The 18,129-nt window shown below is 60.7% G+C and carries 17 protein-coding genes and 1 riboswitch; of the genes, 4 read left to right on the top strand and 13 right to left on the bottom strand.

Annotated elements, in window-relative coordinates; translation table 11 throughout:
- Positions 1-67: 67 nt before the first annotated feature.
- Complete coding sequence (rnpA, locus tag SYN65AY6A5_RS10965; protein ID WP_011431672.1) at positions 68-448, bottom strand: ribonuclease P protein component; 381 nt, start codon at positions 446-448, stop codon at positions 68-70.
- A 90-nt stretch (positions 449-538) separates the two neighbouring features.
- Complete coding sequence (gene rpmH / locus SYN65AY6A5_RS10960) at positions 539-679, bottom strand: 50S ribosomal protein L34 (protein ID WP_011431673.1); 141 nt, start codon at positions 677-679, stop codon at positions 539-541.
- A gap of 241 nt (positions 680-920) precedes the next feature.
- On the opposite strand from rpmH, the gene dnaA reads away from it, so the two are divergent.
- Positions 921-2,324 (top strand): chromosomal replication initiator protein DnaA, encoded by a 1,404-nt coding sequence (gene dnaA, locus SYN65AY6A5_RS10955; RefSeq protein WP_011428926.1) that lies wholly within the window; start codon positions 921-923, stop codon positions 2,322-2,324.
- A 194-nt stretch (positions 2,325-2,518) separates the two neighbouring features.
- The gene (locus tag SYN65AY6A5_RS10950; protein WP_206336916.1) at positions 2,519-3,184 is read left to right on the top strand and encodes a hypothetical protein; all 666 of its coding nucleotides are present in this window, start codon (positions 2,519-2,521) and stop codon (positions 3,182-3,184) included.
- On the opposite strand, the gene SYN65AY6A5_RS10945 is transcribed toward SYN65AY6A5_RS10950, so the two are convergent.
- From SYN65AY6A5_RS10945 to SYN65AY6A5_RS10935, 3 genes are all read right to left on the bottom strand, one after another.
- Positions 3,181-4,002, bottom strand: a complete 822-nt coding sequence (locus SYN65AY6A5_RS10945) for a class I SAM-dependent methyltransferase (RefSeq protein ID WP_099812651.1) — start codon at positions 4,000-4,002, stop codon at positions 3,181-3,183. The two genes, SYN65AY6A5_RS10950 and SYN65AY6A5_RS10945, sit on opposite strands and share 4 nt — an antisense overlap.
- 103 nt (positions 4,003-4,105) lie before the next feature.
- A complete protein-coding gene (ftsH, locus tag SYN65AY6A5_RS10940) occupies positions 4,106-5,992 on the bottom strand; it encodes an ATP-dependent zinc metalloprotease FtsH (protein WP_011428929.1) in 1,887 nt (628 codons plus the stop codon).
- 125 nt (positions 5,993-6,117) lie between these two features.
- Positions 6,118-6,993, bottom strand: coding sequence for an SDR family NAD(P)-dependent oxidoreductase (locus SYN65AY6A5_RS10935; protein ID WP_011428930.1), 876 nt, complete (start codon positions 6,991-6,993; stop codon positions 6,118-6,120).
- A 390-nt stretch (positions 6,994-7,383) separates the two neighbouring features.
- Between SYN65AY6A5_RS10935 and SYN65AY6A5_RS10930 the strand changes: the two genes are divergently transcribed.
- On the top strand, positions 7,384-7,869 hold the full coding sequence (locus tag SYN65AY6A5_RS10930) for a hypothetical protein (protein ID WP_240527883.1): 486 nt from the start codon (positions 7,384-7,386) through the stop codon (positions 7,867-7,869).
- Between the two features lie 37 nt (positions 7,870-7,906).
- Here the strand turns inward: SYN65AY6A5_RS10930 and SYN65AY6A5_RS10925 are convergent, their stop codons facing one another.
- Positions 7,907-10,456, bottom strand: coding sequence for a DNA topoisomerase (ATP-hydrolyzing) (locus tag SYN65AY6A5_RS10925; protein ID WP_011428933.1), 2,550 nt, complete (start codon positions 10,454-10,456; stop codon positions 7,907-7,909).
- Positions 10,457-10,907: 451 nt separating this feature from the next.
- On the opposite strand from SYN65AY6A5_RS10925, the gene SYN65AY6A5_RS10920 reads away from it, so the two are divergent.
- Positions 10,908-12,311: a phosphoglucomutase/phosphomannomutase family protein gene (locus SYN65AY6A5_RS10920; protein ID WP_099812648.1), complete on the top strand. Its 1,404-nt coding sequence runs from the start codon at positions 10,908-10,910 to the stop codon at positions 12,309-12,311.
- Positions 12,312-12,369: 58 nt separating this feature from the next.
- On the opposite strand, the gene SYN65AY6A5_RS10915 is transcribed toward SYN65AY6A5_RS10920, so the two are convergent.
- The 7 genes from SYN65AY6A5_RS10915 to SYN65AY6A5_RS10885 form a co-directional block, all read right to left on the bottom strand.
- Entirely contained in the window at positions 12,370-12,762 is a 393-nt protein-coding gene (locus tag SYN65AY6A5_RS10915; RefSeq protein WP_011428935.1) for a VOC family protein, read from the bottom strand.
- A 149-nt stretch (positions 12,763-12,911) separates the two neighbouring features.
- Complete coding sequence (thiC, locus tag SYN65AY6A5_RS10910; RefSeq protein ID WP_011428936.1) at positions 12,912-14,279, bottom strand: phosphomethylpyrimidine synthase ThiC; 1,368 nt, start codon at positions 14,277-14,279, stop codon at positions 12,912-12,914.
- Positions 14,280-14,284: 5 nt separating this feature from the next.
- Positions 14,285-14,385: riboswitch (TPP riboswitch) on the bottom strand.
- Positions 14,386-14,587: 202 nt separating this feature from the next.
- Positions 14,588-15,355, bottom strand: coding sequence for a hypothetical protein (locus SYN65AY6A5_RS10905; protein ID WP_041438007.1), 768 nt, complete (start codon positions 15,353-15,355; stop codon positions 14,588-14,590).
- On the bottom strand, positions 15,319-16,059 hold the full coding sequence (locus tag SYN65AY6A5_RS10900; protein ID WP_011428938.1) for a DUF1995 family protein: 741 nt from the start codon (positions 16,057-16,059) through the stop codon (positions 15,319-15,321). The genes SYN65AY6A5_RS10905 and SYN65AY6A5_RS10900 overlap by 37 nt, the downstream gene beginning before the upstream one ends.
- 40 nt (positions 16,060-16,099) lie before the next feature.
- Positions 16,100-16,564 carry a GUN4 domain-containing protein gene (locus SYN65AY6A5_RS10895; protein WP_011428939.1) on the bottom strand — a complete coding sequence of 155 codons (465 nt, stop codon included), beginning with the start codon at positions 16,562-16,564 and terminating at the stop codon, positions 16,100-16,102.
- 50 nt (positions 16,565-16,614) lie between these two features.
- On the bottom strand, positions 16,615-17,142 hold the full coding sequence (locus SYN65AY6A5_RS10890; RefSeq protein ID WP_099812646.1) for a hypothetical protein: 528 nt from the start codon (positions 17,140-17,142) through the stop codon (positions 16,615-16,617).
- Positions 17,143-17,302: 160 nt separating this feature from the next.
- Positions 17,303-18,067, bottom strand: a complete 765-nt coding sequence (locus SYN65AY6A5_RS10885; RefSeq protein WP_099812645.1) for a GvpL/GvpF family gas vesicle protein — start codon at positions 18,065-18,067, stop codon at positions 17,303-17,305.
- Positions 18,068-18,129 lie beyond the last annotated feature (62 nt).

The raw sequence follows: 18,129 nt of genomic DNA, 5'->3' as shown, positions 1-18,129 counted from the left end.
ATATCTAGCGCAGCCAGCAGCAGATGATGGCACCAGGCTAGCACGGGTAGCGCAGCCTGCCCAGCTTCTAAGAAGGCTCAGGATCTGGGCTCGGGCTGACGAGCAGATCGGCCTTTTGCAAAAGACGATGCACCTCTGCCTGTAGCTCTGGCCACTTATAGGTGAGCAGGTTGGGCTTGGAGATGAGCAGTAGCCGGTATCCGGGTTTCAGGTTTGGGCACAGGGGCCGCAAGATTTCTCGCAACCGGCGTCGCAGCCGATTCCGCTTGACAGCAGATTTGCTCACCTTTTTCCCGATCACCAGCCCCACCTGGCTGGGGATCCCTTCGCACCCCGCCGGCATCGGCTGAAACAAAAGGATCAAGCCTGCACCGGAACGGCGCTGCCCCGCCTGGTAAAGCGCCTGGAAAGCTCGCCGATCTCGCAAGCGATAAGGAGCAGGCAGCATTGGGCACTGAAAGGGAATCCCAGGCAGGAGTCAACCCGTCTTGGACGCCGACACCCCAAGAGTTTGAGATGGGATCGGCTCTGCTAACCCTTAAGAAACCGCCAGGCGATAACGCCCCTTGGCCCGCCGCCGCCGCAAGACCTGCCGCCCGCTTGCCGTGCGCATCCTGGCCCGAAACCCAGAGACGCGAATGCGTCTGCGATTGGTGCCACGAAGGGTACGCTGAGTCATGGTGGAGACCAACTCATCCTGTCAACAAGGCCTGCTGCGACTGGCGAGGGAGAAGCCCAGTTCACCGGCAGACAATTAGCAAAGCTTTATCGTAGCAGACTCGACGGAAAATCGCTAGATTGGCCGCCTCACGCCGAGCAGCTAAATTGGGGATCCTACAATCCCAGTCGAGAGAGCAGAGGCACCGGGTTGGCGCCCCTGTCTTTGCTGGGCTTTGGCTGTGTCGCTTTGGGTGTGTGGTGTGGACATCTCCCTAGATCGACTCTGGGACGAAGCTTTGGGGCATCTACAGGTGCAGCTCAGCCGTCCAACTTTTGAGGCTTGGATCAAGACGGCGCGAGCTGAATCCTTGGTGGACAACCGCCTCACCATCTCCACTCCTAGCGAATGGGCGCGGGGCTGGCTGCAAAAGCACTACGCCTCCACCATCACCGAGGTGGTGCAGCGGGTGGCCGGAATCCCTTTGCAAGTGGAGTTTTCCGTCGCTCCCCAGGCTTTGGTCGAGGAAGAAGCTCCTTCAACGGCTGTGGCCTCAACCTCCCGCAAGGCCGGCAGTTTTCCTGCTTCCGCCCCCTTGGGGCTGGAGGTGAGCGGCAGCCTGCCCATGCGAGCCCCGGATCTCAACCCCAAGTATTCCTTCTCGCGGTTTGTGGTCGGCCCCAACAACCGCATGGCCCATGCAGCGGCTCTGGCCGTGGCCGACAAGCCTGGGCGGGCCTACAATCCCTTGTTTCTCTGCGGCGGGGTAGGGCTGGGCAAAACCCACCTGATGCAGGCCATCGGCCACTACCAACTGGAGGCGAATCCGCGGGCCAAGGTCTTTTACGTGTCCACCGAGCGCTTTACCAACGATTTAATCGATGCCATCCGGCGAGACAGCATGCAGTCTTTCCGGGAGCACTATCGAGATGTGGATATTTTATTGGTGGACGACATTCAATTTATCGAAGGCAAAGAGTACACCCAAGAGGAGTTTTTCCACACCTTTAATACGTTGCACGAGTCGGGCAAACAGATCGTGCTAGCTGCCGACCGCTCCCCTCACCTCATCCCTCGGCTGCAGGAGCGGCTCTGTTCTCGGTTTTCGATGGGCTTGATTGCGGAAATTCAGCCGCCGGACATCGAGACCCGCATGGCCATTCTCAAGAAAAAAGCCGAGTACGAGGGGATGATCCTACCGCCTGAGGTGATCGAATACATTGCTACCACCTACACCAGCAACATTCGCGAGCTGGAGGGCGCCCTCATCCGTGCCGTTGCCTACGTCTCCATTTCTGGCCTGCCGATGAGTGTGGAGACGATTCAGCCCATTCTCAACCCCCCCAGCGAGCCCAAGGAGATCACGCCCGACATGATTATTGACGTGGTCTGTGAAGAATTCGGCGTCGACCGAGAAAGCTTATTGGGATCCTCTCGCAAGCGGGACATCAGCCAGGCGCGGCAAATTGCCATGTTTTTGATGCGTCACCATACCAATCTTAGCTTGCCCAAAATTGGCGATTACTTTGGCGGGAAAGATCACACCACCGTTCTCTATAGCTGTGAAAAAGTTAGCCAGTTGCAGCGGGAAAATCTGCAATTTGAGCGGCAACTGCAAAACCTGGCCCAGCGGCTGCGAGTCATGGCCAACAGCCGAAACCGCTAGTCTTTGCCTTGCCATTGTTGAACCGTCCTTGGGGTGTCATCCTACGCTGCTGAGAGCCGCGGCGCCCGCGAGCTGGCGTGAAAGCTCCTATTGGAAGCAGCTACAGTTAAGGACGGGAGGGGCGGGGGTTGCAGGTGGTAGGGCAATCTGGCAAAGGACTTTGCTTGGGTATGCTGCTCCTTGGGGCTGGGCTGATGCCAGCATGGCCGGCCTGGGCCCATTCGACCCAAGCGGGCCGCAAGGAAGCAGATCCGCGGCCAACCGCGCTCTCAGGCGTTTTAGATCTGGGGCTGGATAGCCAAATTGTGGAGGATAGCCCCGTGTTGCGCCGCTGGCTGCAAAGTCCGCCCAATCTCCTGGAAGAAATCCGCAATACTCCCGTCTTGCCCACCCGTTTGCAGGCGGGTTTCGAGTCGGCTTCTGAGTGGCGAATCAGCCTGCAGGACTTGCGCCTGGGAGATCGCCTCACCCTCAGCGGCGACTATCGCCAATCTTCTGAGAACCCAGAAATCCGCCAGTACGGGTCAGAGGTGCGCTACTTTCTCGCCCCTATGGGCTCCCGCTTGAACCTGGCCCCCCAACTGGGCTATCGAGCCTTGGAAGAAAAAAACCGCCGCCTCAGCGGGGTGAGCTATGGGGCCTTTGTTGTTTTGGCCCTGGCTCCCGGAGCCGCCGACTTGACTGGCAGCTACACTTGGGTGGCCCCGCAGGAGCCGGAAGAAGGACAGGCCACCCTAGCGGAGATCACCGCCGCCTACGCCATTAGCCCTTCCCTTCGTCTTGCTGCCCGCTACAGCCTGCGCCACTCCACCTTGGCGCGGGAATCCAGCTTTGGCGTTGGCCTGGAGTGGATCCCCTAGAGGCGCACTGCCTGCACAAAAGCCACCCAGCCGAAGCTGAGATAGCGCTCCAAGCGCAACCCCACCTGGGCAAAGTGCCAGCGCAACTGGTCTGCGGAGAAAAAGCGAAGGCCGGTCGCCTCCAGCAACTGCTGCACCCTCTGCCCCCATCCCTGCACCTGCTGGCTGTGCATCGAGACAAACACCCCTCCCGGTTTCAAAACACGGGCCACTTCCCGCAGACAGGGATCCAACGGCACCTCGTTCAGGGTGGCGCCGCTGATCACCGCCCCAAAGGCTCCAGAGGCCAGGGGAAGCTGCTCCGCCCGGGCTCGCACCAGGCTGTAGCGCTGCCAGTGGGGCTGGGCCTGCTGGGCCGCCTCCGCCAGCACTCCCGTCGCGTTGTCTAGGCCGATCACCGTCCGCTGCGGATCCCTGGCCAAGAGGAGGCGGCTCCAGTACCCCCCTGCCGTGCCCAAATCCAAGACGGGATCTGCCTCCCCCACCAGTTCCGCCAGCAATTGGCCTTCCCGCTCGCTGCCGAAACGCTCCCCCGACAACAGCGACAGCGCCCAAGGCCGCCAGAGGCGATCGTAGCCCCAGGCAAACCCGGGCAGATGGGCAATGGCCTGAGCGGGAGTGAGCGGCAAGTCCCGCGCGGCGGCCAAAAAATCCACCGCTCCAAAGGCGGTGATGGGGTAGATCTGGCCGCAACGGGGACAGTAAACCCGATCCGCCGCGGCTCCCGGCTCACGTCCCGGTGGCAGGTTCAGCCCTTCCTGACCACAGCTCAGGCAGCGGTAGAGGTGAACCGGCAAGGCAGAGAGAGAAGAGAGCATGACACAACCTGACGACAGCCGCAAAACAAAAGGGCAGTTGCCGGGCGCCGGCCCCAACAACCACCCTCCCAGGTTAATCAATCCCGCAGCGAGAGGGGATCCCTCAAGCCGTCTTCGGGCTGGGCAAGCCGATCTTCTCGGGGATGGGCACGTATTCTGCCACAATGGCCCGAAACTCGTCCCCATCTAGGGTTTCCCGTTCCACCAGGGTGTCGGCCAGGCGATCCAGCAGCGCCCGGTGCTCCAGCAGGATTTGCTTCGCTCTTTGGTAGCAGCTCTCCAGGATTTGCCGCACCTGCCGGTCGATCTTGGCGGCCACATCTTCGGAGTACTCGACGCGGTTCATCCAGCCGCCGCCCAAAAAGATTTCGTTGTTGGGCGGATCCCACATCAGGGGCCCCAGCTCGGACATGCCAAAGCGGGTCACCATTTGCCGCACCAGGTTGGTGTTTTGCTGCAGGTCGTTGCTGGCCCCCGTCGTCACTTCCGAGTAGCCAAAGACGATCTCCTCCGCCGCCCGACCGCCAAAACCGACCACCACCCGATCCAACAGCCAGGCGCGGCTGTACATGCCGGAGTCGATCTGCTCCTCGTTGGGCAGTTGCTGGGCAAAGCCGCCGGCACCTCCGGAACGGGGGATGATCGTTACCTTGTTCAAGGGATCCGCATGGGGCAAGAGGGTCATCAACAGAGCATGGCCGCACTCGTGGTAGGCGATGAGGCGCTTGCTTTTGCCGTCTAATAGCGGCGGCTTGGTCAGGCCAATGGTGATGCGGTCGATGGCGTCGTCGATGTCCTGGTTGGTGATGGCTTTGTGCTGACGGCGGGCCGCCAGGATGGCCGCCTCGTTGAGCAGGTTGGCCAGATCGGCGCCGGCAAAGCCAGGGGTGCGGCGGGCAATGGCCTCCAGGCTGACCTCTTCTGCCAGCTTCTTGTTGCGGGCATGCACGCGCAAGATCTCGTAGCGCCCCTTGAAGCTGGGCCGATCCACGGTGATCTGGCGGTCGAAGCGTCCAGGCCGTAGGAGCGCCGCATCCAGCACATCCGGGCGGTTGGTTGCGGCAATAACAATTACCCCTGAGTTGCCCTCAAACCCATCCATTTCCGTAAGCAACTGGTTCAGGGTTTGCTCGCGCTCGTCGTTGCCGCCGCCAATGCCCGCTCCCCGCTGCCGGCCCACCGCGTCGATCTCGTCGATGAAGACGATGCAGGGAGCATTCTCCTTGGCCTTCTTAAAGAGATCCCGCACCCGCGAGGCCCCCACGCCGACGAACATCTCCACGAACTCGGAGCCAGAGAGGCTGAAAAAAGGCACTCCCGCCTCGCCAGCAATGGCTTTGGCCAAGAGGGTCTTACCCGTCCCCGGCGGCCCCACCAACAGCACGCCTTTGGGGATCTTGGCCCCTACGGCAGTGAAGCGCTCCGGCTTCTTCAGGAAGGTAACCACCTCTTGCAGCTCTTCTTTGGCCTCCTCGATCCCGGCTACATCGTCAAACTTGACGCCGGTTTTGGCTTCCATCTGGAAGCGGGCCCGCGACTTGCCGAAGTTCATCGCCTGTCCAGGACCGCCTGCTCCTCCGCCAGCGCGGCGCAGGAACAAGAACAACCCCCCCAGCAGCAGCACCGGGATGACCAGGTTGCCCAAGATCGCCCAGAAGGCGCTGCCATCGCGGGTGGGCACTACAGCCACCTCGATCCCCTGCTCGGTGAGGCGATCCACCAGTTGCGGCACGGTGTTGGGCAGCAGGTTGACCCGGTAGCGGGTGGAATGCTGCGTTTGTGGGTCAACAGCCGTCACTTCGGCTACCAGGTTGTTATCGAGGAGGCGCACATCGGTAACGCGACCCTCCTCGACATAGCGCAAGAAGCGGTCATAGGTGAGGGCAGAGGCCAGAGCGGCGTGGGCAGGAGCTAGGCCGGATCCCTGCCAGAGACAAAAGCCCAGCATGAGGGCAATTAGCCAGCGCTGGGGAGATAGAGGTTTGTTCATGGGGAAGGGGAACACCTGGTTATTAAAAGTCCTTCAACAAACTTAACCTGTCGCTCCCCCAAGATACAACCCTGCCGCACGAAATGCCCGGAATTGCGCTGGGAAGGGATCCCTGCAATCGGCGACTAGGCCGATTTGGGGGATCCCAGGGCATCCAGGCCGTAGACGCGCCGCCACATTTGGTCGGCCAGAGCGGCGGGCAGCAACCGCATCAGCCCCAGCGCCAGCTTGCCGCCCGTAAAAGCGGTGTAGCGGTCGGAAGGGTGGGGATCCGTCATGGCTCTCAGGATCGGCTCCACCACCTTCTCCACCGGCCAGGCCATTTTGTGGAACGAGCTGGCCAGCTCGGCAGCCTTGTCCAAGATCGCTTTGTAGGGGCCGTTGGGATTGACAACAGCAGCAAAGGTCTCTTCGGCCACGCGGCCAAACTCGGTGGCCACCGGCCCTGGCTCGATCACGATAACCTTGATGCCAAAAGGGGCCACTTCCACCCGCAGGGCGTCGCTGAGGGCCTCCACGGCGAACTTGGTGGCGCTGTAAACCCCACTGAAAGGCATCGACATCTGGCCGGCCACGGAGCTGAGGTTGAGGATGCGGCCGCTGCCCCGCTCCCGCATTTGGGGCAAGAGGGCGCGGGTGAGGGCGTGCAGACCAAACACATTCACCTCGAACTGCCGCCGCATCGCCGCCACATCCACCTCTTCCACCGGTCCCATTTGGCCGTAGCCGGCGTTGTTCACCAGGATGTCCACCCGGCCAAAGCGATCCAGGGCCTTTTGGGCCAGCGCCTCCACCTGGGCTGTATCGGCCATGTCGGTGGGCACCACCAGCGCTTCTGTCCCCTGCTTCTCCACCAAGTCCTTGACGTTTTGTAGCAGCTCCTCCCGGCGGGCCGCCAGCACCAAGCGGGCCCCGCGTTTGGCCGCTTCCAGGGCGACGGCCTTGCCAATGCCGGCAGAAGCGCCGGTAATCAGCACCACCTGATTGGCTAGTGAAAGCATGGCTTTCCTCTCTGCAAACTTTCTTCATCCTAGAGGGACTTCCGGGATCCCTGGAAAGAGGCAGCCTCGCTCCTTGGGCTGCGGTGCTGGGCCGCTGTTTCTAACTCAAGGGGTGCTCTGCCAGATGGATGGATCCCTGCGGCCCAGAAGCTGCTCAGACGGTTTTTCGCGCCCAAATTGCAGGGGGGGTTGGGAAAAGCGGTATGATCGATGGACAACTTGCTGGGACAAACTCCCTCGCTCGAGTGTACGCCTAGTCTAATGTCCTTGCCACAGGTACGAGGTGCAGTGACCGTAAGATATTTCCGCAGGCGGGCTAGCCGAGGCCGATCTTCCTTGCCGGAGGAGCGCTGGGCTCTCGCCGAGGCCTGCTTGGATCGATTGCTCAGAGTGGCGGAAGCCAACCTAAGGGCCAATTCCGAGCTGCGCCAACAGCAGCAGGAGCAGCAACGCCAACTGGAGGCCGAGCGGCGCCACAGCGAAGCCCTGCGCGATGCCACCGCCGATTTGCGCACCAGCGTCATGGAGTTGCGAGAGGGGCAAGCCCTTTGGCAAAACCAGGTGGACGAGCTGCGTACCTGTTTGCGAGAGTTGCTCAAGGAACAGAGCGAGCTGGTGCAGATCATCGCCCAGCAGCAGCACATCCTGAAGGACTGTAAGGAAGTCATCCGCGCCATTTTGGAGCAAATGCGGGATGACCACCGGGACTTCCGCTCCGCCATCGGCATTTTGCTGGAGGAACTGCACCAAACTGTGCGCTGCCTGGTTCTTAAGTCAGGTGGCACTCTCCCTAAGCCTGTCCGCCATCCCGAAGCGCCGGATCCCGGCTCCCAGCCGCCTGATTCTGCCTCGCCTGGGGATGGCTCTCTGTCCTAGCGATCCAGACTTCTGCTTTCCCCCAAAAGCTCCAGAGCTATCCAATCCCGCCCTCCGGCAGCCACTGCGGCCAAAACAGGCGCAACTCCCTAACCTGCTCCCCCTTGACCAACAGGGATCCGCCGCCGGACCGGCCTTGCAGGGGAATTTCCTCAGGAGAGAAGGAGTGTACCCGCTCGGACTCCGCGATCACATCCACTTGCAGATGGGGGTGCGCCGCCAGATCGGGGGGAAAACCCACCAAGCCCACCAAGCCATCCCCTTTGTTGGAGAAGTGAAAGGCCGACACGCCCACTTTACCCTGCTCCAGGATGGGGATCTCGCCCAGGGGTAGCCGCTTCAAATACCCCGACCGGCTGGCCAAAACTAAGATCCCTTGCGGGGGCAGCAGCGCCATACCGACGATCTGTTCTGTGCGCCCCAAACGTAGAGCTGGGGATCCCATAGCTGCCCGACCCATCAAGGGGATCTGTTCGGCGTCCAGCCGCAGCACCCGCCCGCCGGAGGTGGCCAGGACAACGCTGTAGCCTTGGTGGCCGGGATGCCAAAGGGCCGCCCAGCCCAGCTCGTCTCCTTCTTTGAGCTTCAAGACGGCGGCTCCCCGTTGGCTGAGGCCCACCAGCTCCGCCAAGGCCACCCGCTTGATCCGCCCCTGCCGGCTGAGCACCACCAAGCTGGCCTCGCCGGGAGAGTGCTCCGCACCGCTGACGCGAACGGGATCCAACGGGAAGGCGGCAACAATCGGCTCGGGGTTGGGGAGAAGGGTGACCAGAGGCACCCCCCGCGAGGAGCCGGTGCTGAGGGGGATCCCTTCGATGGGCACGGTGAAAGCCCTGCCGCTGGCGGTGAGCACCAAGATTGCCTGCTCTGGGGTCACGCATTCCAGGCTGACCAGGGTATCTTCTCCCAATTCCCGCTGCGCCGGGTTGCTGCGGGAGCGAGGCCCAGGCAGAGGCAGGCGGCGCACGTAGCCTTTGCGGGTGAGTTGCAGCAGAAAGCGGCTGTCTTCGCCGGCTTCGCCGCCGGGGATCTGGGCCGCCTCCGCTTCCAGTTCCGAGGCCGAGAGAATCTGGGTGCGCCGGGGATCCGCAAAGGTTTTTTTCAAGTGTCGCAGCTCTTTTTTCAGGTAATTCAAGAGCTTGCGGCGATCTTGCAGCAGTCCCTGCAGCTCGGCGATGCGGGCCTGCAGCTCGGCTTGCTCTTGATAGAGGCGCTCCCGCTCCAAGGTTGTCAGGCGGCGCAGGGGCATGGCCAAGATCGTCTCCGCCTGCTGGGAGGTGCAGCCCAAGCGGGTTTGCAGCTGGGCTTTGGCCGTGGCGCTATCGGGCGCTTGCCGCAGCAGGTCGATTACCCCTTCCAGATCGGCCAGGGCCAGCACCATCCCCGCCACCTCTTCGGCTTTGCGCTGTACCTGCTGCAGTTCGGCGCGAAACATCCGCTTGAGAGTGGCCTCGCGAAATTGCAAAAAGTGCTGCAAAATCTGCTTCAAGCTGAGCTGCTGGGGTTTTCCCTCCACCAAGGCCAACAGGATCACCCCAAAGGTGCTCTGCAAGGGGGTGAGCTTGTACAACTGCTGCAAAACCGCCTGCGGGTTGGCCTCCCGCTTCAGCTCCACCACCACGCGCATGCCGCTGCGATCCGACTCATCCCGCAAATCTGCGATGCCGCTGAGACGGTCTTGGGCGACCAGCTCGGCCACCTTCTCGAGCCAGGCAGCCTTGTTCACCTGATAGGGAAACTCGCTGATGATCAGGGCGGGCCGGCGGTGGCGTCCTCTGCCCGGCTGGATCTCCTCAAAGCGGGCCACTCCCCGCAGGGTGATGGAGCCGCGGCCGGTGAGGTAGGCCTCGCGGATCCCCTGGCCATCGACAATTTGGCCGCCGGTGGGAAAGTCCGGCCCCGGGATCCAGCGCAACAGCTCCTCAGGGCTGAGATCGGGCTCGTCGATCAAAGCCAGCAGGCCGTCCACCACTTCCCCCAGGTTGTGGGGCGGGATGTTGGTGGCCATGCCCACGGCAATGCCAGCAGAGCCGTTGAGCAGCAAGATGGGCAGGCGGGCCGGCAGGACGGTGGGCTCCGCCTGGGAGCCGTCGAAATTGGGCATAAAGTCCACAATTGCTTCGGAGATCCCCTGCAGAAGGGCTGTGTGGCTCAGCTCCGCCAGCCGACACTCCGTGTAGCGCATGGCCGCCGGCGGGTCGTCGTCCACCGAGCCGAAGTTGCCGTGCCCCGCCACCAGGGGGTAGCGGCTGGAAAAGTCTTGTGCCATGCGCACCAGCGCGTCATAGACCGCCTGATCCCCGTGGGGGTGATATTTCCCCAGCACGTCCCCCACGACGCGCGCGCACTTGCGGTAGGGGCGATCCGGCGTCAGGCCCAGCTCGTGCATGGCGTAGAGGATGCGGCGATGCACCGGCTTGAGGCCATCCCGCACATCCGGCAAGGCCCGCCCCACGATCACGCTCATGGCATATTCCAGGTAGGAGCGCTGCATCTCCCCCTGCAAATCGGTTACGATTACTCGCCCTAGACGGGATCCCCCACCCGATCCAGATCCCAGTCCGTCGAGAGTCAGTTGCTGAGTCATGGCTCATTAGGAGCGGAACGCTTTCCAGGTTACTGTAGCCGTTTCCGCAGCTTTTGCGACCCCACCCAGCCGCTGCCGTTTTTGAAACGGGGGAGTGGGGTGGCGGCTCCGCCGTGCTATTTGACACTCCCACCGCCTAAAGGCAGGGGATTCTTACGCAGTTCAACAACGACCTCGTAAAGGCGCTGTCAAGACGCCCCCAGACAGTTCCTCGAGGCAAAGCCCCAAGGTTCTGCTTACTCTTCTGATGGCGTCAGCGGGACGAAGTCTTTGCAGGTTGGCTGAGACGTTCGGACGCTTGCCACCGGTCGGTGCTCGCCTGGGAACGGTACGCCTTGGTGGCAACTCTTGGCGAGCCACTAAAGTTGCTTACGGGCTTTTCCGCCCTGCCCTCAAGTGCAGGGCTACCAAGCTATCCTTCTCTGTAGTCGGGGTGGATCTGGGTGCAATCATGGCCGGGAACTCCATTCGTTTTGGCACTGACGGCTGGCGAGCCGTGATCGCCGATGGCTTTACCTTCCAGAACTTGGGCATTGCCGCCCAGGCCAGCGCCCAGGTGCTGGCCCGCACCTATCCTGGGGCAGGGATCCTGATCGGCTACGACAACCGCTTTCTCTCAGAAAAATTTGCTGCCCACGCTGCCGAGGTGGTGGCGCGGCTGGGGATCCCGGTTTATCTCTCTGCCTGTGTGGCCCCGACACCGGCCTTTAGCTGGGCGGCCAAAGAGCGCGGCTGCCACGGCGCCTTGGTGATCACTGCCAGCCACAACCCGCCCCACTATTCCGGCCTCAAGGTCAAAGGCGGATTTGGCGGCTCCGTGCCGCCGGAGGTTACCGCCGCCATCGAGCAGGAGCTGCACCACCTGCAACCTCTCGCATCCAACCCAGCCCCCATCGAAACCTGGGATCCCTGGCCCGGCTACCTGGCTCAGCTCAGCCGCTTTGTGGATCTGGAGAAGCTCAAAGGATCCCCGGCCAAGATCTGGGTGGATGTCATGTTTGGCTCTGGCGCCGGGGGCCTCAGCCGCCTGTTGGGGGAGAAGGTGATCGAATTGCAGGCACGTCGGGATCCCTTGTTTGGCGGGTTCCCACCGGAGCCGCTGCCGCAAAACCTGCAGACCTCTGCCCAGATCATCGCAGCGGATCCCGCCCCGTTAAAGATGGGTCTGGTCTTCGATGGCGATGCCGACCGCATTGCTGCCCTCGATGGGCAAGGCCATTTTCTCAGCCCGCAGATCCTCATTCCCATCTTGATCGACCACTTGGCGGGGCGGCGCGGCCTGCGGGGCGAGATCGTCAAAACCATCAGCGGCTCGGAGCTATTCGTGAAGGTGGCCGAGCGCTATGGCCTGCCAGTTACGGAAACGCCGGTGGGCTTTAAGTACATCGCCGAGCGCATGCTGAGCACACCGGTGTTGCTGGGGGGAGAAGAATCGGGCGGCATCGGCTATCTGGGCCACATCCCCGAGCGGGATGCCCTCCTCTCTGCCCTGTACTTGATCGAAGCCGTCACCGAAACCGGGCAAGATCTGAGCGCCCTTTACCGAGCTTTGCAAGAACGGGAAGGGTTCACCTCAGTTTACCTACGCCGCGACCTGCACCTGGCGGATCAAGGTCAACAAACCCGGCTCTTCCAGCAGCTACAGACGGATCCCCCCCTTGAGATCCTGGGGCAAAAGGTAATCAAGCATTTCGATCGCGACGGCCACAAGTTTAGCCTTGCCGACGGCAGTTGGGTGATGATCCGGGGCAGCGGCACCGAACCTCTGCTGAGGCTCTACTCGGAAGCCAGAACCTCAGAAGAAGTGAACCGTCTTCTCGATTGGGCAGCTGGGCTGCTCAGCAAGATTGCTTAGGGCTACAGAAGGACGCCCACGGCCCCTAGCTTGCTTGTGCGCGATAGCAGTTCAGAGCTCAAGCACTTGCCTCGGCTGTCTTGGCCTTGGCTTGGTCAAAAGTGCCTGGCGGCTCGTACAGAAACTCAAACAGGTTGCCATCGGGATCCTTGCCATAGAAGGAGGCAGTGCCATCCCGATGGCTGTGAATGGCCCCTACCGGGATCCCTGCGGCTTGCAAGCGCCGATGCTGCTCCTCCAGCTCCTCCCTGCTGCTGAAGACAAAGCCAAAGTGGGGCCCTGCCGCCCGGTAGCCCGGCCCCAAGAGTGCCAGCCCATCGTCTCCGGCTTTCATATAGGCCCAGTCGGGATCCTTCCAGACGTTGACCATCCCCAACTTTTCGTAGAACTCTACTGCCTTAGAGATGTCTTCTACGCGGACAGCAACATGTCCAAGTTGCTTCAGTGCCATGCTCTTCTCTCTCCTCCACAGAGACAACCGCAAGGGTTTCTCTATAACCCAGCATAGCTTGCAGAGAGAGCCCCTCCCCACTCCCCCGAGAGCAGGGATGGAACCAAGGTCGATTCCAACTTCGTTCGAGGCCCAGGGCAAGCTAATGCCTAAGCTGTTGGCTGCTTGGCCAAGAATCGCTCCAGCTCGCTCAACGCTTCTGCGTCCATTTTGGTCTGCATGGGGCAGAACTTCGGTCCACACATCGAGCAAAACTCCGCCGTTTTGTAGATATCTGCCGGCAAGGTCTCGTCGTGATATTCTCGCGCCCGCTCTGGGTCTAAAGACAACTCAAATTGTCGGTTCCAATCAAAGTTGTAGCGGGCTCTGGACATCTCGTCATCTCGATCCCTGGCCCCAGGACGGTGGCGGGCAATATCGGCAGCGTGGGCGGCAATTTTGTAGGCAATGAGGCCGTTGCGCACATCCTCGGCATTGGGCAAGCCCAGGTGTTCTTTGGGAGTTACGTAGCAGAGCATCGCCGCCCCGTACCAGCCGGCCAAGGCCGCCCCAATGGCAGAGCTGATGTGGTCGTAGCCAGCGGCAATATCGGTTACCAGCGGCCCCAAAACGTAGAAAGGAGCCTCGTCGCATTCCTCCATTTGCTTGCGCACGTTAAACTCAATTTGATCCATCGGCACGTGCCCTGGCCCTTCCACCATCACCTGCACATCGTGCTCCCAGGCCATGCGGGTCAACTGCCCCAGGGTTTTCAACTCCGCCATCTGGGCCTCGTCAGAAGCATCGTGCAGACATCCGGGCCGCAAAGCATCGCCCAGGCTAAAAGAAACATCGTATTTCTTGAAGATCTCGATGATGTCGCGGAAGTGGGTGTAGAGCGGGTTTTGCTTGTGGTGGGCCAACATCCAACGGGCCAGGATCCCACCTCCGCGAGAGACAATTCCTGTGAGACGGTTGCGCACCAATGGCAGATATTCGATGAGGATCCCGGCATGGATGGTCATGTAGTCCACCCCTTGCTGGGCCTGCTTTTCGATGATGTGCAAGATATCTTCTGCCGAGAGTTTTTCGACATTGCCATGGACACTTTCTAGAGCTTGGTAGATGGGCACCGTGCCGATGGGCACCGGAGAAGCTTGGATAATAGCCGTGCGAATTTCGTCCAAGTCGCCGCCGCCGGTGGACAGATCCATAACGGTATCGGCGCCGTATTTAATGGCCAATTTCAGCTTTTCCAGCTCTTCGGCTAATCCAGAGGAGCTGGGGGAGGCGCCAATATTAGCATTGACTTTGCAGCGGGAGGCGATCCCGATGCACATGGGCTCTAGGTTGGTGTGATTGATATTGGCAGGGATGATCATGCGGCCCCGCGCCACTTCTGAGCGGATCAGCTCCGGCGGTAGGTTCTCTCGCCGAGCCACGTAGTCCATCTCTTCGGTAATCACGCCCTGCCGGGCAAAGTGCATTTGCGTAACATTTGCTTGCCCACGACGGCGGGCAACCCATTCGCTGCGCATGGTGTCAACTCCGGTACTCGCTTTCCTACGCTGGTATGACCCAGATCAGGTTCTGAGGATGTAATCTCAGCCTGGGGGCAGCCCCCAGACACTCCTAGCGTGTTGTGATTCTATCACCGAAATTGGAACTGGGTTGGAACTTTGGGATCGATATCAGAGTAGTTTGAGACAATGCCCTGGCGCGTCGCGCCGCTGACCCTTCCAGTCTCTCCCCTCACCCCCAGTCCCTTTCCGATAGGAGCAGCGATACGAGCAGTCTGCCCTGGGGAAGTTGCTGCAGCTAGGGGGCAAAAATATCATCAGAAGCATTAGATGCTGGCGAACCCTTCAGGCAGTGGCTTTTTTCTTTCTAAAACGGGCTTATCTGCCTTCAATAACCACTGTGCCCTGGCCGAAAGCTTTTTGAAAAAGGGATCCGAGAGGATACTTTTTTCTTCTAGCTGTGGGATCCACACATGTTGCCTCTTGGGATCGCTTTGGATCTCGATTTTGCTCGAAGTGAGCAAGTGATCAGTTAATCTCGCCGAGATCTCTGACCAGTCGATTTCCTGCCCTAAGTAGAAGCTATGTTGCTCAAGAACGCAACCGATAATCTTGCTTAGGAGATCGTCCTCTACGGGTTTGAAAAAGCAGTTGTCGTGAATGTAGATTTGGTGGACAACTCTATTTCCAAGCCTCTCTTGGTCGACAACAAGAAAGTCTTTGCCTTCAAATCGGATTTCTAATTCATAGGCGACGGCATCAGTTAGCAAATATTCAGTAAAATGTTTGGAAAAATTTTCTCGGCAAAGTTTCTGAATAGGAGACTGTTCTAGGCATCTTACACGATCCGATAGTCCTTCTAAATCTGGAGAGCAGGCCAGCAATAAAACATTATCCTGATACTCTCCATAAATCTTTGAATACCAGATCGCGCCGACGTTTTTAAATGGCTCTAAAATGACTCGCAAAGACACACTTGCGCCGCTGAGAGATAGGTTGGGGTAGCTAAGCTGGGTGAGCCGTTGCCGCGACCACCAGTCTTGAAGCTGCAGGTCGATCATGGGATCCCGCCCAGCCAGCGCCGCCAGCTCCACCAGGGATCCCCTCTCTTGCTGGCCCTGAACAGCTCGGCCACTTCTTCGCCGCTGGGCCGAGCCCTAAAGGTTTTGAGGACGCTGTAGAGGCCGGGCTCTTCCTGCTGCCACACGCTCCAGGGATCCGGGTAGGCGCGAAACAGGGCTCCTTCTACCAGCGAGCGCAGGTAGTAGCTGGTCTCAAAGGTGCTCAGGAAGCGTTGCCGCAGCCGGCGCCCGGCCAACCCCACCCCCACTGCGGCGGCATCCTGAAGTTGCGGGTTGAGGAGAACGACGGGCTTGGGATCCCGGCCTTTGGCCGCCAGCCCAGAGGGATCGCCGCCGCTCACCAACTGGCAAACCCGCTCCACCTGATCCAGGCTGTAAACCGCCGGCATCACGAACAGGACACTTTGTTCTGGCGTAGGTTGGGTGCGGGCAGTCAGGCTCTGCAGTTGGATCCCGTCGGGGAGGGATCCCCATTCCCGCTGGGCCAGGGCCGCTCCGCCGGCATCGCTGAACAACACCAAAGCCGGTGGCGGCACCAACTCCAAAAATGGACGAGCCAAGACTTCCGGCTTGATGTCGGGGGCCAGGATCTCGATGAGCAAGCGGCGGTATCCCGCTTGCAGGGCCAGGCGTGTGGCCTGGATGGCCTGCTCGCAGGCTTGGGCCAGATCGCCGGGCAGGTGGGGAAATTGGGTCAGTTGCAGTTGCTCGGCCACAGTCCAATCCAACTTAGATTCAATAAGATTCAAAAGACGCTCAGCCGGATAGGTCTTCCCAAGCTCTGTGGGTAAGCAGCTCCTCCAGCACCCGCACCCCCCGCAGTTGGTTGGAAAGGGGCAGGTGGCCCTTGGGAGCGGACAGATCCCAGGTGAACTCGTCGGGATAGCGAGTCCAGTGGTAGCCTTGCTTCCAGCCAATCAGCGGCCAGAGGCGCTCCCAGTTGCGGTTGACCCCCAGCCAGAGTTGCCGCTGCACCGAGTAGCCGAAGCGATCCCCGGAGGCCGCCCGCCACAGGCCATCGATGGTGCGCAGATCCTCTGCCGGGATCCGGCTCACCTCGGAAAAGTACAGCCAGCCCCGCCGCGCCGCCCCCTCCCCCGCCGCCCGGCACAGCAGTTGCAGGCTCAGCCGATCCGCTTCCAGCCAAGCTCCCGCCGCTAACAACTCCTGCAAAGGCCGGTAGTCGATGTTCAGGGCTGAAATCAGAGGGACTGTCACCATTGCCGTTGCAAAGGGTTTCTTTCGAATTCTAGTCCCTGTCGGCCAGCCCCTCAGCTTTCGGGCGGGTACTGGGGCGGATTCCCAAAGAGGATGCGATAGCCAATATAGGCCACCCCCAACAACCCCGCCAGGATCCACAGAAAGGCCGAAAAGGGTAGGTAAGAGAAAAAGACAACATAGACCCGGCGGCTGAGCCAAGAGAGGATGAGATAGACCGCCGCCAAAATGCTGATCCCTTGCAAGGTGCGGAAAGCCGGCACCCGCGAGAGGGGCATGCGCTGCCGTGCCACCCAGATGGAGCTAAGGAAATAGTAGGGAGGCACCAGCAACAAGAACATATCCGCCTGCTTGACCACCGCCTGCCAGCCGGCCGTGTTGGTGGCATAGGCCAAGTAACCGGCCCAGAGGACAAGGCTTGCCGCTGCTAAGCCAATGTTCAAGCTGAGCAAAAAAGGCTCTTCCCACTGCCCTGGGATCCAGTAGCAGAGAACCCAAACCAACCAAGGAGCTGCAAAGAGCAGGATGGCAATCGTTAAGCCGTTGGCGTTGAGCTGGGTAAAAAATGTTTCCAGGGTCATGACGGCTGAGGGGACGGGAGGTCACTTTCAAAAATAGTAGTGTAGTCCAATCCCTCACCAGAATCCGTAAGTAATACCCTGAAAAATTACAGCCAAAACATTGCATCCTCGCTGGGTCAGGGTTTCCGGGCGCGCGAAACGGGATCCTTTTGCTAGGGCACTACTGAGTACATCTGGAGGGATCCCGCAGGGCACCCACAAAGTGATAGGGGGGCAGGGACTCGCTCCAGTCCAATTGCCAGTGGGGGTGTGCTGCTACCCAGGTTTGGGCGAGCTGGGCTGCCGTTTCCCGTTCGGCAGGGGTGAGCAAGAAGTAAAGCCGCAGGACTTCTCCCGGCTGCGGATCCCCTCTTTGCACTGGCCAGGTAGAAGGCCAAAGCTGCTGCAGGGCCGCCAGCTCCTGTTCTTGCCGCTCTTGGGCCTGTCGTTGCTGGAGATAGGCTTGTTTGCGGGCCAACAGATAGGCTGTGCCGCTGGGAGCGGGTTGGGGATCCGGGGGGGGCTGGGGCGACAGTTTTCCTTTCAGGCAGTACTCGGCTCTTCCCCCGATGGCCGCGAGGGCCTGTTCGTACTCCGCCTGCTGGGCCAATAGGTGGGATCCCAGCTTTTCGGCTGAGAGAAAGCAGGTGCCAAAGCGCAGGGGCAGCAGCGGCATCTGGGCAAACAGCCGGCAGATCACCTGGTCGTGGCGCAGGGCAGAACGCAGCAGCACCTCATCCGAAGCCTGCAGCGACGCAGGATCCGGCATCGGCTCCACAGCAGCGGCAATTCGGCCTCCTGTGGGAGAAAACACCTGCAGCGGCCCGCGGATCCCTTGAGTTTGTTGAATGAAATGCCAAAGCGGCGCGTCTGGCATCGGCAAGAAGGCATAGGTGTAAAGGGGGCTGCCGGCGCTCTGTTCGCTGGGTTCCGGTAAAACTGGCATTGGCTCGGATCGAGGCGTAGACTTTTCCTCTCAGTCTAAGCAAACTTGCTGGCGCTTTTTGC

Source organism: Synechococcus sp. 65AY6A5, from assembly GCF_002760415.1.
Classification (GTDB): domain Bacteria; phylum Cyanobacteriota; class Cyanobacteriia; order Thermostichales; family Thermostichaceae; genus Thermostichus.
This window is presented reverse-complemented; position numbering and strand designations above follow the sequence as displayed.

Bases quoted from the DNA above. Each gene is read 5' to 3' on its own strand.
- rnpA (WP_011431672.1), bottom strand. From the start codon at position 448: ATGCTGCCTGCTCCTTATCGCTTGCGAGATCGGCGAGCTTTCCAGGCG.
- rpmH (WP_011431673.1), bottom strand. From the start codon at position 679: ATGACTCAGCGTACCCTTCGTGGCACCAATCGCAGACGCATTCGCGTC.
- SYN65AY6A5_RS10950 (WP_206336916.1), top strand. From the start codon at position 2,519: ATGCCAGCATGGCCGGCCTGGGCCCATTCGACCCAAGCGGGCCGCAAG.
- SYN65AY6A5_RS10945 (WP_099812651.1), bottom strand. From the start codon at position 4,002: ATGCTCTCTTCTCTCTCTGCCTTGCCGGTTCACCTCTACCGCTGCCTG.
- ftsH (WP_011428929.1), bottom strand. From the start codon at position 5,992: ATGAACAAACCTCTATCTCCCCAGCGCTGGCTAATTGCCCTCATGCTG.
- SYN65AY6A5_RS10935 (WP_011428930.1), bottom strand. From the start codon at position 6,993: ATGCTTTCACTAGCCAATCAGGTGGTGCTGATTACCGGCGCTTCTGCC.
- SYN65AY6A5_RS10925 (WP_011428933.1), bottom strand. From the start codon at position 10,456: ATGACTCAGCAACTGACTCTCGACGGACTGGGATCTGGATCGGGTGGG.
- SYN65AY6A5_RS10920 (WP_099812648.1), top strand. From the start codon at position 10,908: ATGGCCGGGAACTCCATTCGTTTTGGCACTGACGGCTGGCGAGCCGTG.
- SYN65AY6A5_RS10915 (WP_011428935.1), bottom strand. From the start codon at position 12,762: ATGGCACTGAAGCAACTTGGACATGTTGCTGTCCGCGTAGAAGACATC.
- thiC (WP_011428936.1), bottom strand. From the start codon at position 14,279: ATGCGCAGCGAATGGGTTGCCCGCCGTCGTGGGCAAGCAAATGTTACG.
- SYN65AY6A5_RS10895 (WP_011428939.1), bottom strand. From the start codon at position 16,564: ATGGTGACAGTCCCTCTGATTTCAGCCCTGAACATCGACTACCGGCCT.
- SYN65AY6A5_RS10890 (WP_099812646.1), bottom strand. From the start codon at position 17,142: ATGACCCTGGAAACATTTTTTACCCAGCTCAACGCCAACGGCTTAACG.
- SYN65AY6A5_RS10885 (WP_099812645.1), bottom strand. From the start codon at position 18,067: ATGCCAGTTTTACCGGAACCCAGCGAACAGAGCGCCGGCAGCCCCCTT.